Here is a 17,307-nt window from a genome sequence, read left to right as displayed (position 1 = left end):
GCACAGTGTGCTTTCAACGCGAGTTTCGCAAGCGAGCGCGCAATCTGCGCGAGCATTAACTGCGTGCGTGTCTGATTTTGCTTGTTTTGGGACACTAGTGCAGTACTGTTTCTGCGTGCGTGTCTGATTTTGCCTACTTTCGGACACTGGCGCAGTCGGCTTACTGCATGAGTAACACATGAATCGTACTACAACACCTTTTAACCACAATGTTATAAATTTATTGTCTATTCATCGTATTCTCAAATAACTTCAGTAGTATGCCTAAAACTAACAACGAAATGATACGTATGATAAGAGACGCTGAAATAGAGCATAGATGCATCCTACCTATTAATTCAGCTCAAAAACTAATAAATCTACGCACGATGTTGTTTATTTGTTGCTGGCGCAGTTGATTTAAAAAAGTTACGCAGTAAAAGTTACGCAGTACGTGGCGTATTGGGAAAGATATTTAGATAATGTTGGGGGCATTATGGCAGAAGAGAAGAAAGAGATTGTGATAATAGATGAAACTACGATTAAAAGTAAGATTCACTATATAAGAAATCAAAAAGTTATGCTTGATTCGGATTTAGCTGAAATTTATGGATACTCTACAAAAAGATTTAACGAACAGGTTAAAAGGAATATTGAAAAATTTGATGACGATTTTATGTTTCAATTAACCGGTGAAGAAGTATATGAACTTTCAAGGTACCGTTTTGGCACCTTGAACGATGGGCAAGTATATGAACTTTCAAGGTCGCATTTTGCGACCTTGAACAAAGCGCAAGGCAGAGGCAGTAACATTAAATACAAGCCATATGTTTTCACAGAACAGGGCATCTATATGCTTATGACTGTATTAAGGGGAGAACTGGCAGTTAAACAGAGCAAGGCTTTAATACGAATGTTCAAGCAGATGAAAGACTTCATTGTTGAAAATAGAGACTTTCTTAGTTCAAAAGAAATGACGCAACTGTTATTGCAAACAAGCCAAAATACAAATGATATAATGCAGCATTCAAAAGAAATAGCAAATATAAACGATAAAATTAGCACTTTGGCAACAAAAGAAGATTTGAAAAAGGTAATGGATAATTTTATAGATAGTAACACCTACAAGCATTTTCTTTTGCTGAATGGAGATAAGATAGAAGCAGATGTTGCCTATACAAAAATATATAAGTCAGCAAAGAAAAGCATTTATGTTATAGATAACTATATAGGGCTTAAAACTTTGGAACTTTTAAGGGCTGCAAGAGATAACATACAAATCATAGTTTTTAGCGATAATGTAAGAAATAAAGATATGCTTACAAAAAATATTTTAGATGATTTTAGAAAAGATTATCCTAATATAGACCTGAATCTGAAGGTATCCGATAAAAAATACCACGATAAATATATTGCACTAGATTTTGGGACAGAAAATGAAGTCTTTTATCTTTGTGGAGCATCATCAAAGGATGCGGGAAATAAAATATCAAGTATTACTCAAATAGAAGAATCATCTAAGGATATGTATCATACAATGTTTGCTGGAATGTTAAACAATAAGAATTTGAAAATTTAATACACAAAGAGCAAAGTAGGAAGTTGTATGAACTTTAAAAGGCGGTAGAAGCGAAAATCTATCGTCTTTTTAATTACTGCAAATTAGAGAGCGCGTGTTTTCTGCGTTAGTGTCTGATTTTGCTTGTTTTGGGACACTGGCGCAGTACTGTTTCTGCGTTAGGGTTGCTGGTTGCTTGTTTTGACAAGATGTATACAAGCGATTATGCTATATATAACATAAGCAGGGGGTTGTGGAATTGTTTGATGTGATTTTTTACAGTGATAAGGATGGTGATAAGCCAGTACGCGAGTTTATTAAAAGTTTAGATGTCAAGTTGCGCGCGAAGGTGGTTTCTGATTTGCATCGCTTGGAGATGTTGGGAAACGATGCGAGGGAGCCGCTTAGTAAGCATGTTGGCAACCATATTTTTGAGCTTCGCACTATTTTAGGTAGCAACATAGTGCGTATTTTATACTTTTTTGATGCGGATAAGATCATTGTTGCCACCAACGGATTCGTTAAAAAGCAGCAGAAAACTCCGCGTAGTGAAATATTGGTCGCTATGCAGAGAAGGGCTGAATATTTTAATAGAAAGATGGGCTTGTGATGGAAAAGCAAGAGTTGCAGGGAACGTGCGTAGTGCGAGGAACGCGAGTAATGCAGAGAAAGCAAGAGTTGCTGCGAACGTGCGCAGTGCAGGAAATGCACGTAGTGCGGGGAACACGAGTAATGCAGAGAAAGCAAGAGTTGCGGCGAATGCGCGCAGTGCAGGGAGCGCGTGCAGTGCAGGAAACGCGAATGAATGATTTGCATGAACTCACGGACGAGCTTATGAAGGATCCCGAGTTCAAGAAAGAGTATGATGCGCTTCAGCCGGAAAGAGACTTGACTATGTCGCTTGTGATGGCGAGAAAAAGGGCTGGTTTGACTCAGGCTGAGCTGTCGGAGAAGACGGGTATAAGTCAGTCGGATATTAGCAGGTTGGAAAATGGTTCGAGGAATCCGACTATTGCGCTTTTGAATCGTATTGCAAATGCTTTGAACGCGACTTGTAGGATTGAGTTTGTGCCGAATGCGCGTTGACGTGTTTTAGCGCTGCGATTTAGCGCTCAACTTGCCTTGTACTTTCCAAACGAACTTGTTGGAAATTCCGACAGGTTGACTTTTCGTTAGGAATATAAAGAAAGCACAATCGTGTACGCGCTTGCGTGGAAAGCACAACATAATTTCTAAAGCACAGCCACACGAACCTGTCCTGCCTTCGTCAATCGAGACGAAGGTAGACCTCGCTTGCGTTGAAAGCACACCGTGCTTTCAACTCTGAGCAAGCTCGGCGTTCCGAGTTGCTTTCGCGCGCTAAATCGCTGCGCTCAAGCAGGTCGTCGCGCGTGGAAAGCCCAGTGGGCTTTCCGCATTATGCAAGCGCTACCGCATTGAGCTTGCTTGAAGCACGCAATGCAGCTTCAAGCAAGGGCAATGCGACACGCCGATGGTTTGGGTTTTGAGAAAAAATAAAAAACGCAAAAAACAAAAAGAGCTGGTTATTTGTCACCCCCAAATCCGTTGTTTTTCAACGATTTTTGTACCGGGGGGGGGGGGTAGATGCTCAGAAACATAAACATTTGACTGTGTTATACTACATCTCATTTTTCGTCTAAATATCGATTAATATTATATGTACTCACGGTTGAGCGTTATCGCACAATTTGCGAAGAATAGCTAAATGATGAAAGTTTGCAGTTGTATTTCTGCGTTCGCATCTGTGTGTTTGCACTGATGCTGTCGTCAATGCAATTGTCAGTATGTCATAACGACACAATTGTTAATATGTCATAACCTTTTGTTTAGCTTGTAACCTGCTGTTGAGCCTAAATAAAGATGTAAGACGATTAGTTTACTTATTGAAGAGAGGAAATATGCGTCTACAGACTTCAAAGTTAAAACGCGCCGTGGCACTCGTAGCTGCCTCCTGCACGCTCGGTACCTGCTGCATCGCTGGATCCATAGCGTGGGCGAATGGTGAACAGGGTAAAGATGGTGCAAATGTTGGAAACATCGATGATACTAAAAAAGACAATGGTACTTCTATAACCATTCACAAGTACCAAAGTCCTGCAACTGATACTAGATCTGATGGATCTAATCAGAGTAATCTTGTTAAGGATAAGAAGCCAGTTAAGGGTGTTGAGTTCAAAGTTTGCAAGGTCACTCTTAAGGAAGGCAAAGATGCTGATGCCAAGAAGATTGATTTGTCTACAGCTGAAGGCTGGAAGAAAATCAAAGACATCCAGGAGCTTGACCCTTCTTCTGCTACGAAGAATGCAGCTTCATTCCTCAAAGGTGATAATGCTAAATTCGTAACGGTCGATACTGATTGCAAAAAACAAACAACTGGTGAAGATGGTTCCACAAAGTTTGATAAGCTTGCCGAATCGCTTTACTACGTTGAAGAATCTGACACAAAGGGTGCTCAAATTAAGGATGCTCAGGGAGCGTGGAAGCCTGTAACTGTTACCGGTAAGGTTGATCCATTCTTCATCACAACGCCTTTGCCTCACAAGACTGCAAATACATGGGAATGGTTGTACGACGTCAATGTGTATCCAAAGAACGACACCAGTGACGACGTTGCTCGTAAGACGCCAAAGACTCCAACCAAGCTTTATACTGATGATGGAGACGCTATTATCCCATGGGATATTTCTATGCCTTTGACTCCTCCTTCTGACAATAAAGCTTATAAGAAGATTGGATTCGTCGATTCTCTTCCTGAAGGTTTGACGTATGATAGCTTAGCTGAAGTTAAGCTTGTTAAGAAGGGGAAAGCGACTGGTTCTACAGCAAGTGATGTATCTCTTACCGAAAATACTGACTACAAGGTTGAGACTGGTACCGATAAGAAAAAAGTAACGTTTAGTCTTTCTGTCTCTAGGCTGAAGACGCTCTCTGAAGATTTCAGTAGAAGTACTTATGTTCTGAAAGTTACTTTAAAGACGAAGGTTGCTAAGGATACCAAGAACGTTACCAACTCGATTAACGGCTGGATTGATGACAGCAAGATTGGTGATAACGGTGATCCGGAGCATCCATGTGTTCCAACTAAGGAAGATCCGAAGAAGTGCGATAAGAACCCTCACGGTACTTCGCATTTTGCTACCTTGAAGATCACCAAGGTTAATGATGCTGCTGATAAAGCTAAGGGCAAGAAGCCATTAAAGGGTGCAGAGTTCACTGTTTACCCAGTTAAAGAAGGTACAAAGTTTACCGATGTTTCAAGTAAAAATGTAACTAAGGAAACTATCGATGGAAAGCTTGATAAAGGTACAAACGATGCCAACGCTATCAAGCTTAAAGCAACTGATGATAATGGTGTAACCACTGCAAACTTGTTCATTGGTACTAACGATGTTGCTTCCAAGATTTACTGCGTTGTTGAGACCAAGGCTCCTGCTGGCTTCAAACTGAATGAAACCCCAACTTGCTACGAGGTTAAAGTAGAAACCAAAGAACAGGCAGCAGCAGGTCTTAATAATGACAACGCTCACGAGATTGTCAACTCCCAGGCAACCGAACTCGACAAGATTCTTGCCAACTTGCCTATGACCGGTGCTCGCGGCTTGGTGATTTTGACAGTTTGCGGCATTGTTGGCATCGCTGGCACGCTCTTCTACGTTGTGATGAAGCGTCGCAAGGAGCAGGAGCAAGAGTAAAACTCGCTCGTTGGCTGAGTTGCTTGGATGGTTGTTCCAGCTGATTTGCTCTGCCGGTTGCGCAGTTTGGTTTCGAAACAAGCTGTGCAGCCGGTTTGAGCGGATTAGCTGCGCGGTCAGGTGTAACGCAAACGCAAGAAATTCTCCGGCAAATGTTCCCAAACAACGCAAAAACGACAACAAACGCCGGAAATTCCTCAGCAAATGTTTCCGAAGCTTTGCATCAGTGCTCTGCTGAAGTTGCTTCTGTAGCTTTGCATCATTGCTTTGCAAACGAAGATTCTGAAGCTTTGCGCCAATGCTTCTGCGAAAAGTGGTTTTGTAGCTTTGCAGTTTTGCTCTGCTGAAGTTGCTTCTGTAGCTTTGCGCCAATGCTTTGCAAACGTCGATTATTTATTGATTAGCGAACTTTAGCATTAATGCTCTGCGGACGTTGAGTATTTATTGCTTAAAGAACACTAGCGTCATTGCTACTGCGCACATCACATCAAACACACTCACCATCAACCCATCCGCAGCTTAATTGCGCGACTCTAGTTGCACTTAGTAAACCACGCAGTTGCGTAACTTTTGCACGAGTCTATGAGTTTTGTGTTGGCATTTAGTATGTTGAGAGGCTGGAAAAATTGTGTTCAGCAATAAAAGAGGACTGAGGAAGCTACGTTCTTTTAAGAACAAAGCAGACAGTAAAGCCTTTAACAGCCAAAGCGACGAAGGACGGGAGCTTGCGCAAACACAAATTTTCCAGCCTCATCAAGCCCAAAGAACAAGAACATCAGCCAAAACTCATAGACGATACCCAAGAATATCGAAAATAAACTCGTGCAACAACGACAAAAACTGGCACTTCTCTAAATCCTGCATAGTCCCTGCTTTGCTGTTGCTTGCATCGTTTGCGTCGCTTATTTATCCGCACGCCGCCATGTGGCTAAGCCAATACCACATGTCGGAAGTTGCTGCTGAGTACGCGAAGCTTATAACTCATGCTGTTCCTGCTCCGCATGAGCAGCTCCGCCGCGCTCGTGAGTATAACAGTCAGCTTTCGTCGGGTGCTATTTACGAAGCAAATACTAACATACCGACTTCTCACGGAGTTACTTCCGATGCGAGTCAGGATTATTGGGATCAGTTGAAAGTGAACGACGACGGGTTGATGGCTCGTTTGCGAATCAAAAAAATTGATCTTGATTTGCCTGTGTATCACGGCACAGAAGATGCCACTCTTCTGAAAGGTCTTGGTCATTTGCGTGGAACTTCGCTTCCGGTTGGCGGCAAGGGCACGCGCTCTGTGATTACGGGGCATCGCGGTTTGGCAAGTGCGGAAATGTTCACAAGGCTGGACGAAGTTGGAAAAGGTGACACTTTTACAATTGAGGTTTTCGACGAGATTCTCACCTACAAGGTAGTTGACAAAATCGTTGTGAACCCTGATGAGACGAAGAAGATTGCAGCTGTTCCTGGCAAGGATTTGGTGACACTTATTACTTGCACGCCGCTCGGCATTAACACGCAGCGCATTTTGGTGACTGGTGAGCGAGTTGTGCCAACGCCTGCGGCGGATAAGGCGCTTCGTGGCAAGAAGCCGGATGTTCCGCGATTCCCGTGGTGGGTTTTGGGCTGCTTTGGTAGCTTGTGCGTTGTGGGTGGCTACGTTTGGTGGGCTGGTCTGCCGGTTAAGAAGAAAAAGAAGGAAGACGAAGAAGATAGTGCGAAAGATAGTGCGAAAGATAGTGCGAAAGATAGCGAGTCAAGTAGTGCTGCAAGTAGTGCTGCAAGTAGCGAAGAAGATAGAGAGTTAAGTAGCGCGAAAGATAGCGCTGTACGCAGAGAAGATCTTGCGCGTGAGGAAGCTAGGGCGATTGCGAATCGGTCAAAAAAGAGGCCGAAGGTCAAAAAGTCTAGCTCGCGTAAGAAACGTAAGAGGGGCAGTCACAGCGAAAAGACTTTCGACTGGCTTATAAGCATCCTTGGTTTATGAGCGATTGCTTATAGGCAATAACAAAACTTAATAGAAAAACTTAATAACAAACTTGTGGTGCCGTGGGGGCGACGCAAAGCAGTTTAAAACAATGCAAAACAGGTGGAAACAATGAAGAGTATTTGGACGATTATGCTAAACGTTCTTGTTCGTATAGGTCAATTGACTCAATGGGCAACTCGTGTAGCTAAACGTACGACTCAGAATATGTGCCGTGTGGCTAAGAGCGCGGCTGAGCGTTTAGCTAGTCGTGTGTCTAATCGTTTGGATAATCGTATAGCTAATTGCGTGAATAAACGCTCATCTAAACGCGAGTCTGTTTTTGCATATCGTGCGTTCAGTAGCTCTTTTGCCTCTGCTCTTAAAACTGTTCTTGTTTGTTCTCTTTCGGTAGCAATGTTGCTACCTATTTGCATTACTGCTGAAACCGCAGTTGCTTTGGATAGTGCTAATAATTCCGCAAATAATTCCACAAAGTCTGATCCAAAGTCTGATTCTAACTCTAATTCTAATAATCCAGACTCTAATTCAGGCTTATCTGCATCATCTCAATCTTCTGCGTTACAGAGTTTCGACAATTCACAAGAATCTGTAGATTCAGGGAATCTACTCTCTCAATCTTTTAATCCTTCTGCAGGCTCTGGCGCAGGCGTGCCGTTTGCTTCTCCGTTTGCTTCTCCGTTTGCTTCTCCGTTTGACTCTCAATTTGATTCTCCATTTGGTTCTCCGTTCGGATCTCAACCAAAGTCACTTTTTGAGCGCGCTGCAGAAGAAGAAAGAGCAAAAGCGCAAAACCGCGACGCTAAGAATTACTCAGCTCGTGAATCTTACGAAGTGTATCGCCCTGGATGTAACAAGGATTACGCTTTAGGCGCATGCATTACTACTGACGGCGATGGTGCTGGTTTGCGCGCTACGAACGGTCACGATTTGGATGTTAATAGCCTTGGATACAACTTGGAATCTAGCGACCAATTTGCTAGTGCAGCAACGAGACCTCGCGGCCACTACGAAAACGGTTCTGTACCTGAAGATCCTTCTGGCACGGATCATTACGGCGCAACTTACTTCACTCCGTATCCTAAGGGCACTTTTATTATGGGCCGTTTACGCAACATGGCCTTTAACCATAAGGGTTCCGGCGTCGACAGAATTAACTTGCCTATAGATGACACTGCAGATTTCGTGTTTGTAAAGCGCACCCCTAAGCTTTCCGGTGGCGGCTTCGTGTGGGATATTATTTTTAACGCTGGCGGCCGCACTCAAGGCGCTGGTGCTGCTCTTGATTACTTTACGATTCCAAAAGGTCAGATTCTAGACAAGGGTAGCGAAGGCGGAAGGCAGTATATTCAGCGTGTTCTTTACAGTGGCAGGGAAGCTACTGCTTTGTATAAGAAGAATCAAGGCAATAATAATCCTCCTCGCGAAACCTGCTCATTCTCGTGGGATAATCCTAACGGTTTATGCAGCATTAAAACTGACGGTAACGATTTTGATTCTGGAGATGACTTAGTCGCAGCTTGGAATAAGATGCGCGGCACTGACGACAGTAAGAATGGCAATTATTCTAGGATCCTTCCGGATGCTGTAACAACTGAGGATTTGGGTAGTTCTGACGCTATTGGTTGGTGCCGTGATGGTCAAGGTTTGGACTGCATTAGATCCAGTAGCTATGGTGCTTTGGATGAAGGCGATCTTAAAGTTGTTCCTAAAGTTGAAGGAAGCTATAACAGAGGCTATAGTCCTGCTTATGTTGCTCTCGTGCAAAATCTTTATAGATCTATAAAAGATGACACGCAGCGCGTATTTAGTTTTGTGAACAATATTAAGTCTGGCGAGATTGCTTATACGTATAAGATTCACTTCACTACTACAACTTCTACGACTAAAAACAACTCATATTGCTCTTCTAATAACGTGGGTGATGGCACGGGTTGCGAAAACTTTTCATTCTTCTACGCTGCAGGATCTTACTATGGTAAGAGACAGAGCAAAGGTTTTTATGGTGCTACTGACCCGTTTGGTGTTACTAAAGCCAGTAAATATTCCATGACTAATTTTGGTCGTGACGCTAACTTCTACATGTACACTGTAATGCATCAGCAGTGGTATGGTGCGCCGCGAATTATGGATATTCAGGCTCCTAGATACCACTTCCTTAAGGGTACTGGTTTAGGACCGTACAACAGTGACAGTGGTAATTATCTTGAGCACAGGCATATTTCATTCTCTAGTGTGTTGCTTGGAATAGTAAATCAGCCTTTGGGAACTTCATATCTTATGAACGAGAACCAAGATATACGCTTATTGCCTGATTATTATTCCCCGAATAACGGCTATGCTCGAGGCAATCAGTGGTTCCGTAATCCAGGTATGAACGACCATAATACGAAGGATTCAGAGCCTGGTAGGCATAAGCTTGAGCTTAGATATAACGATAGAACGTATCATATGAGTGAAACTCAGGATTTGTGGTATAGGGTTATTACGCAAGCAGACGTGTTTAAGCCTTTGCAAACTGAGGAATATGACGAAAATAACAAGACTCCTAAGTATTATTCTTACGATCAGCCGCTTCCTAATCCTCTTATTATTGATAATCGTGATAATAATGCTGGGTTTGTGAATTTTGTTGGCAAGCGTTCTGATTTGTATAGGCAGGTAATGGCTTTCGATCCTAACTTGTTCCCGCCTGTTAATAAAGATGAGTATGGTTCAAGGCATAGGTATGGTTCCATAAAGCAGAAGAAGGGCTCTAAGACAAACGATTATCCGCTTGATGCTAACTATTTGACTAATAATCCGGATGGAGATTCTAATACTCCGCTTAAGAATCTTGCTGTTTATAAAGCTGAGTGGACGAATAAGTGGGGTGATGAGCCTCGCTCGAACACTCTTCAGGATGCTGATTTAAGCGTTGCTGCTAAAGTGCCTATTGTTAGCGTTGTAAATCCTTGCGGTCATTCTAAGATTCTTGACGAATACAAGGATAAAATTAACGGTCAGTCTAGGTCTTCTATTTCATTTAGATCCATAGATAGTGACGATAATTCCGCTGCAAACAACGATCGTGCAGCTATGGGTGAGGATCGTGAAGACAGCATGCCTGAATGCTGGCCTAAAGCGCAAAATGCTACTAAGCGTAATGTTTGGTTTGTAAAAGATGCTCCTAAGACGGGCGATGACGGTAAGGAGTTGAAGCCTGGAGATCCTGTAAAGAAAGACTTGCAAGACAAAGTCTTGGCTAAAATCAAGCGTATTTACAGAACTTGGATGCGCAACAAGTATAGTGCTCAGCTGCAAGATGGCAAGAATCCTAAAGTTTTGCCAAATTACGTGTTTGTAAAGTACGTAAAGATTACGTTCTGGGATAACTCGACTACTGTTATACCTGTTGTATTCCCGTATGTTGATTACGAGAAGCCAACGTTGGATGTAAAAGTGAGCGTGAATAATGGAAATCCTGTTGATGCTCCAGCTGATGGTTTGAAGATTCCTGTTAATAGCAAAATTAAGTTCTGGGTTAAAGGTCATGACGATAAGAGGATTTTGCTTGGCGTAAAGCCGCAGGAAGCTACCGACTACTTTACTAACGATAAAAATAAGAGATTCTTTGATAGTAAAAAAGTTGTTGTGCGCAATGATTTCGATATGATTACCACTCCGCGTGACAAAAAGAATGATTGCGATACTCGCGGTTGCGGCGATTTTACTACAATAAGCTACGATCAATTCATTCATAAAAATGGTGAATCTGATAGTAAGACGGATCAAGTTGGCTGGGTTACTAACAGCAAAAATTCTAAAGATGATGGTTCTCCTACAGTATTAGTGGGCGATCAGAATAGAAATCACGGTGTGCATGATTTGATATTCCATGGTTGGGATGCTGCAGGTAATTCCGTAATAAAGAAAATTAAGCTGATTTATGTATCTCCTGGTTATGGTTTGCCAAACGTTTGGTGGGATAAGAAGCCGAATGGACATTATGTTGGGCGAGTGAATCCTTGGGATGAAGATAAGCGCGTGCGCTCGATTATGGTTAGGATTTGGGCGCGCGGTAAGGAAAAGCCTAGGAAGGATCATAACTACGATAAGCTGTGTCCAAATGATGGCAGTTGCTACGGCATTGTTATTCAGCGAGACGGTAATAAGAAGACTGATCTTTGGCATCAGGTTAATACTTTTAATCACAATAATGATGCTGCAAGCCCGGATGGGTCTAGAGCTGCTGAGGATAGAGCTGCTTTAGAGGACAGAGATGCAGTTGATGACAAGGCAGCTGACGGCAAGTCGGCTGACGGCAAGTCGGCTGACGGTAAGGCGAAAGTTGACAATAAAGCTAAAGCTGATAGCGAAAAAACTGATAATGCCAAACCAAGGGAGAACTCTACCCAAAATCAGCAGGATGAGCAGGATGAGCAAGCTAATAAGCCTCAAACTAGCAACAAGCCTGCTTCTTTGAAGATTTCAAAAGCAACCAAGAAGGATACTAAGAAGAATTCTAAGAATAAGACAGCTAAGAATAGTTCTAAGAAGAATTCTAAAAAGCGCAATGCTCCTGGAAAGCGCAGTAAAGTAAGATTTGCTGTGCTAAACGAAGGTGATTCTTCTAAGAATGCGAATACTCAGAAATCTGAAGTAAGTAATGGTAACAAGCAGAGTGATGCTGATAATACTGCAGAAAACGGTAGCGCAAGCAAAGATAATAAAGTCAGTAACGATAGCAAGGACTCTAAGAACGTCAAGGATTCTGAAGATGCTAAGTCAGAAGAATCTAAGGGTCAGGATCGAGATGCTGAAGGAGAAGATCGTTCTGCTAAAAAAACTGCGAAAAGTAACGATGATTGGCGTAAAGAATTTAGTAAGCGCATTCTTACAGCAAAGCTTGGAGATCATATCAAGGGTTGCACTGCTAACGGCGGCGACAGGTGCGAAATTACTTTTGATCCTGTAACTGGAAATATTACGATTCCGGAATACTTTGCAGAAATTGGTTCGAGAATTTACGTAGACACTTACTCTGTGCCGGAAAATAATCCAGATTGGCGTCAAGATAAACTTTGGAAGCTTATGGAGCCAGGCAATCTTCAGGATTACGAAGAATCTGACCCGCTTCCGCTCGATATTGCGTGGCCAAACGGCTTAGTGCAAGTGAACCCGTTTGAGCTTAATAATAACGAAATCGTGGCAATGCTTTCTTGGATGAGACACGATAAGCGTAACGAGCGAATTTTCGGTTACCGCAAGGAAGAAATTGGCGTTAAAGGGCAAAAGAAGTACGATACTTACGACCAGTACGACAGTGGCTTTAAGCCGAAAACTACTCAAGCAAAGTATGCTTATGGTGACGATAAGCCTCAATATTCATGCGAGTCGAAGACGGATTGGCAGTGGAAGCTGTGCTTAGATGGCGTTACTGGTATTGGCAAGCTAGATGAGAAACATAAACTTAGCGAAATGCTGTACGCTATAAAGACTCTTTCTTTCCAAAAGTTGGAAGCTGATGACGAGACTACGCTTAACCCGATTGAGCATAAGGTGACGCGCTTCGTTGATATGCGTAAGGACTATACGTGGGGATTAGTAGATAACAGCAAGAAGAGTGTTGACGGGCGAAACGATCCTGGATTTGACGGGCTGCAAAACGGCTTGCATGGAAATCAGAAGTTTGGCACGCAATACTTTGTGTACAAGTGGAACATAAACTCATACCGTAAGGGCGGCAATGGTAAGGCGTTAAACCTTCAGGATGTGCTAAAGCTTGTAAAAGGTACGCCGAATATCAATAAGCAAGAAGAAGAAAGTAAGCCGCAGCCTTCGCTAACTCCTATGAGTGCGGCGGATAATAAGCAATTTGATGCATGGAATGGTTCGTACCCTATGGCTGTTGCTGGTGGATTAGGTTACGCTGTGCGTGACAATACATGCGCTGCGTCTATTGCTGCTCATAACGGTGTTGCGCAAGAAGGTAAGTGTCAGTGGCGAAATAAGCTTAATTTAGTGAAGTACACGCCTAAAGAATTTATTATGGATTCTTCTTCATTCTCTTACAATGCTTCTGTAAATATGAAAAACGGAAGTGAAGTACATATTACAGATAAGCTTATTGAAAATAAGGGTAGTCAGCATGCTGGCGAAGATAAGTATGTTAGTGAATATGCTATTCACAAGGACTTCCTGATGCCTGGCGGTGAAGATTTGAACGGTCAAGCAGACGGCGAAAATATTGGCGACATTATAACTAAGAATATTGATGTTGACACTATGAACGACTATGACGCGTACGGTGAGGGTACTTCGAAGCCTGAGGGATACGCAAATAACAGGCCGTTTATGCATGCGCAACTTTATGTGAATAATGGTCAGGTTACGAACGATCTTCTGCTTCGTGAGCCTGGTAAGACGCCAGATAACACAACGAACGTGATAAACGTGTGGTTTATGCCGGTTGATAATGAGAAGCCGACGATTAGTGCGAAGAGTTATCAGGAGTGGGACGGTAAGCCGTGGGATATTCACGGAAGATGCATGCTTAACGGCGATGTGAATAACTGCAATACAGTTGATGATGATGTTATTACTCTTGATAAGAAAATTTATGTAGGTAATAAAGCTTGGTATGAGGCTGATAATGCCACGATTAATTTACCTGCAGCATTAAAACTAGACGATGATTTCAATGCTTACGAATCTGGCAAATGCACAAGAGAGTGGAAACATGGCGGTATATTTAATAAGCAATACGTCACTTTGTGCCCGAATAGTATAAACAGTAAAGTGCTGGTTAATAATCTGAATGTGTATATTCAAGCGAATAATATTCAGGATTCTAGTGGTAAAACTTCTAGTCCGATGGTGAAGTTTGTTAGTAACGGCGTTACAAATAAACATTTGCTTAGAAGGTTTGTTGAAAAATACAGAAGCACAGATTTAGAAAATCCAAGTGTAAATAAGCAAACTGTATTTACAATGTATGCTGAAACTACGGATAGTGCTGGAAAGCAAAGTGCAAAAACTGTTGTTGGATGCTTTAAGGCTACGTGGACAGACATGGTGAAACCATCTGTTGTTGCGTACGATGGTAAAAGCAATGAATTTGCAAAGTATGATGACTGGCTCAGCAAAGATGGTTCTTCACAAAACCGCGATTATAAAGTTGTCGTTAAATCAGGCTATGGAGCTAAAAGAATGGTAGTTTACTATCACCCTGCTTCAGAGCTTGAGAAACCTGTTACTAGTAATGGTCTTTTTGGTTCTGCTGCAAACTCAAATGAGACTAACTTGGAAACCAGCATTGGTAAAACAATTTCCGTATGCTGGAATGGATCGTGGAGTGTATGCGCTGGTACTTTCAAGCCGAATGAAGTAACGCTTAATCACGATAATGATGGTAATGCTGTTATAACATTCCCTAGTGGTTTCTTAGCTCCAGGAAGCGTGGTTCGAGCACGCAGTCGTCTTGAAGTTGGTCCATGGACGTATATGCCTGGTGTTAGAAGCCCTGAAGATCTTTCCGATGATTCGCTTAATAGAGACGGAAATAAGACTGCAAGAAGCGGTGGAAGTAATCGAAGCGGCGGAAATAGCAGAAACGGCGGAAATACGCGTGCTGCAAAAGGTCGCACTGCAAAAGGTAAAAACTCTTACAAAGACGACGCTAGTTCAGAAGATACTCTTGACGTGCTGCCAATGGCTTACGCAAAAGAAAAGCCTAGCGAAGTATGCCGTCCGGATTACTGGAGCGCAGACAACTGGTCTGGTTTGAAGAAGCCGTCCGACTGTGTGTACTTCGGTGTTACTATGAAGCGTCAAATAGTGCAAATACACCCAATGCTGCTAAGCGGTCACGAGGAGCGCGCAATACGAATGGATTTGCACAGTGAAAACAACTTTGCGGGCGAACCAAAGAAGGGAATTTGGCTTCAAAACGATAGCGAAATCGTTACGAATGAGGATCCAAGGCTTGAGCCTGGTAAAACTATGGTGACTTTTAGGAAGTATGACTATAGTGCTATGGACGATGAGCATAAGCCTTTGAATCCGCCTACCTATAGTGGCCGCCAAGTAGGGAATATACAAGACGTAGCTGTTATGACTCGAGGCTGGAGAAGTCGCGTGCTTGTGCCAAATCCGCGAGAAAATAAGATTACGCGATTTGTGCGATTGCGCGCGCCTGAAAACGTAGATAGTGAGCATGGTGGCGATAGTAAGGGTGCTGCAGACTACTTAGCTGATGCGCCTACCAGCTTCGAAGAAACTAAAGATAATAGTAAGGCTCTGCGCGTAGCTGGGCGTTCGTATGATCCAGGATTCGTTCTTTCGAAAGATAAGAAGTCTCTTCTGTATCTGTATAATGCTTCAACTAAGCGCAACTTTACGCTTAATGATTTGCAATATGCGTTGAAGCTTAAGCGTAACAGTACTTTGCACCCAGCAAACGAGTGTGGAAACTATGTTGATGGAAGTCAATGGGCGTTTGCTGATTGTCAGCCATCCTTGCTGCCAGAAGTAAGAGGTAGCGATAAGGTTGATGGTGAGAAAGGTCGAAACGGCTTCAGCTTTGATTGGAATACGCACTTCTATACGTATAATCCGTCTGAAGACCATAGGTCTGGTGCTGCTTCTGCTGCTAACGGCGCTGATAACGACAATGGTGGTACTACTGAAGAAACTTGGTATGTAAACGTCATAGATATGATTTCAAAGGGTGGTACCGGCGGTGGATATTCTATTCCTAATAGCTCTGGCGTAACGTCTGAAAGTAGTAATACTGGTCTTTCGCTTACCGACTTCGCTAATATTGGCGCATGGGGTAGGTCTGGCAGTATTGGATCTGACTTAATTGGTCATAAGGTTCTTAAGAATCCAGATAATGGTTTGTCGGTTATTATGACATATGGCGATAGCTGGGTTGGAGATACTCATAAAACGCGAGGCAAAGAAGGCGGCTGGAATAACGATGCCAACTACGAATTCGTAATGCCTGTGTACCTGGTGCCTGTTGATAACGTTAAGCCAACTTTTGCTGCAACTGCAGGATCGCTTCTCAGTGGTCACGCGGATGCTAATAATCCTTACGTTGTAACGATGGAGGAGAAGGACTACGCTAAGCTCACGGTTAAGGGTAATCCTGTAGAATACAAGGACGGAAAAGTTTCGAAGTCTCAAAGCAAGGAGAGTGGAAAGACTCTGTTTGCGGATGTCCACGACGATTACGACAGTTTCGGTGATCTCAGCAACTTTAGCCTAGTTGCATGCAAAGTCAAGAAGGCTGGCGGCGCAACTGATTTTGACAGCTGCAAGTCAATAATGGGCAAAGATGGCTCCGTGGATACTGCGGCGTTCAAGAAGTTAAAGACTGACGGTGACGGAGTTGAGTACGCTTTGTATGGACACGCAAAAGATAAGTCCAGCAATGAAAGCGACGGCTTTGGTGATAACGGTAACAGAGGCCACTTAGTCGGATACTTCAGCTTTGGTTACCTGGTTCGTCCGGTTGCTCTGCCTTACAGCGGCGGTCAAGCTGCAATATGGTTCAGCTTCATATTTGGCGTGCTGTTGGCGTTGTTCTTGGCATCCGGCGCGTTCGGTAGGCGCGGATGGCTTGGGTTGGTTCTTAGTGGTCACGGATTCGGCGCACTCACTGACAGCAAGCATTGCGACGCTTCTGCAGAAGTGCTTCGAAGTGGCAAGCCGTTCTTCAAACTCAAGTCAAAGTTCAAGTTCAAGTGGCTTCGACGCTGACGCGTAAAATGCGTATGAGTTTGGACTTATAGCGTTTGCGTAAGTCCAAACTCACCCGCGAAACATATTTGCCTGCGACGCAATAGGTTATATACATCTTAATTGCGCGTTATTCAGTCGCGTGGATATTAGTGTGGTAGAGATTTGAGATTTTTCGCACTGAACGAGGTGAACGTCAGAGCCGCAGGCTGCTGATTCATCGAGTGAAGAAGAAAAATTGAAAAATCTCTGCGATAAGGCACGGTTATTAAACATTAAGCACGCAGAGTTTGGGGGATTTCTCTACGAGCACTAAAAGAGGACTGAGAAGCTACATTCTTTAAAGATAGGCG

At 43.1% G+C, this 17,307-nt stretch carries 8 protein-coding genes; 7 read left to right on the top strand and 1 reads right to left on the bottom strand.

Features of this window, described 5'->3' with window-relative positions:
- The first annotated feature begins 475 nt into the window (after positions 1-475).
- From HXT41_RS03455 to HXT41_RS03445, 3 genes are all read left to right on the top strand, one after another.
- Positions 476-1,558, top strand: a complete 1,083-nt coding sequence (locus HXT41_RS03455) for an ORF6N domain-containing protein (protein WP_033888475.1) — start codon at positions 476-478, stop codon at positions 1,556-1,558.
- Positions 1,559-1,790: 232 nt separating this feature from the next.
- The gene (locus HXT41_RS03450; RefSeq protein WP_004109288.1) at positions 1,791-2,147 is read left to right on the top strand and encodes a type II toxin-antitoxin system RelE/ParE family toxin; all 357 of its coding nucleotides are present in this window, start codon (positions 1,791-1,793) and stop codon (positions 2,145-2,147) included.
- A gap of 149 nt (positions 2,148-2,296) precedes the next feature.
- Entirely contained in the window at positions 2,297-2,623 is a 327-nt protein-coding gene (locus tag HXT41_RS03445; RefSeq protein WP_205411954.1) for a helix-turn-helix domain-containing protein, read from the top strand.
- A 331-nt stretch (positions 2,624-2,954) separates the two neighbouring features.
- On the opposite strand, the gene HXT41_RS03440 is transcribed toward HXT41_RS03445, so the two are convergent.
- Positions 2,955-3,092 (bottom strand): hypothetical protein, encoded by a 138-nt coding sequence (locus tag HXT41_RS03440; RefSeq protein WP_196768816.1) that lies wholly within the window; start codon positions 3,090-3,092, stop codon positions 2,955-2,957.
- A 364-nt stretch (positions 3,093-3,456) separates the two neighbouring features.
- On the opposite strand from HXT41_RS03440, the gene HXT41_RS03435 reads away from it, so the two are divergent.
- From HXT41_RS03435 to HXT41_RS03420, 4 genes are all read left to right on the top strand, one after another.
- On the top strand, positions 3,457-5,250 hold the full coding sequence (locus tag HXT41_RS03435; protein WP_421788539.1) for a SpaH/EbpB family LPXTG-anchored major pilin: 1,794 nt from the start codon (positions 3,457-3,459) through the stop codon (positions 5,248-5,250).
- Positions 5,251-5,402: 152 nt separating this feature from the next.
- Positions 5,403-5,597 carry a hypothetical protein gene (locus tag HXT41_RS03430; RefSeq protein WP_116994622.1) on the top strand — a complete coding sequence of 65 codons (195 nt, stop codon included), beginning with the start codon at positions 5,403-5,405 and terminating at the stop codon, positions 5,595-5,597.
- Positions 5,598-6,055: 458 nt separating this feature from the next.
- Positions 6,056-7,228, top strand: coding sequence for a class C sortase (locus HXT41_RS03425; protein ID WP_421788820.1), 1,173 nt, complete (start codon positions 6,056-6,058; stop codon positions 7,226-7,228).
- Positions 7,229-7,339: 111 nt separating this feature from the next.
- Positions 7,340-16,975: a hypothetical protein gene (locus HXT41_RS03420; protein ID WP_421788537.1), complete on the top strand. Its 9,636-nt coding sequence runs from the start codon at positions 7,340-7,342 to the stop codon at positions 16,973-16,975.
- Positions 16,976-17,307: the final 332 nt, after the last annotated feature.

The organism is Gardnerella sp. DNF01189 (assembly GCF_049244195.1).
Classification (GTDB): domain Bacteria; phylum Actinomycetota; class Actinomycetes; order Actinomycetales; family Bifidobacteriaceae; genus Bifidobacterium; species Bifidobacterium swidsinskii.
Note: the sequence above shows the minus strand (reverse complement) of the source record. Positions and strands in the feature narration are given on the sequence as shown.

What these genes read in the sequence shown, in the direction of transcription:
- HXT41_RS03455 (WP_033888475.1), top strand. Translation starts at nt 476, where the DNA reads ATGGCAGAAGAGAAGAAAGAGATTGTGATAATAGATGAAACTACGATT.
- HXT41_RS03445 (WP_205411954.1), top strand. Translation starts at nt 2,297, where the DNA reads ATGCGCGCAGTGCAGGGAGCGCGTGCAGTGCAGGAAACGCGAATGAAT.
- HXT41_RS03435 (WP_421788539.1), top strand. Translation starts at nt 3,457, where the DNA reads ATGCGTCTACAGACTTCAAAGTTAAAACGCGCCGTGGCACTCGTAGCT.
- HXT41_RS03430 (WP_116994622.1), top strand. Translation starts at nt 5,403, where the DNA reads ATGTTCCCAAACAACGCAAAAACGACAACAAACGCCGGAAATTCCTCA.
- HXT41_RS03420 (WP_421788537.1), top strand. Translation starts at nt 7,340, where the DNA reads ATGAAGAGTATTTGGACGATTATGCTAAACGTTCTTGTTCGTATAGGT.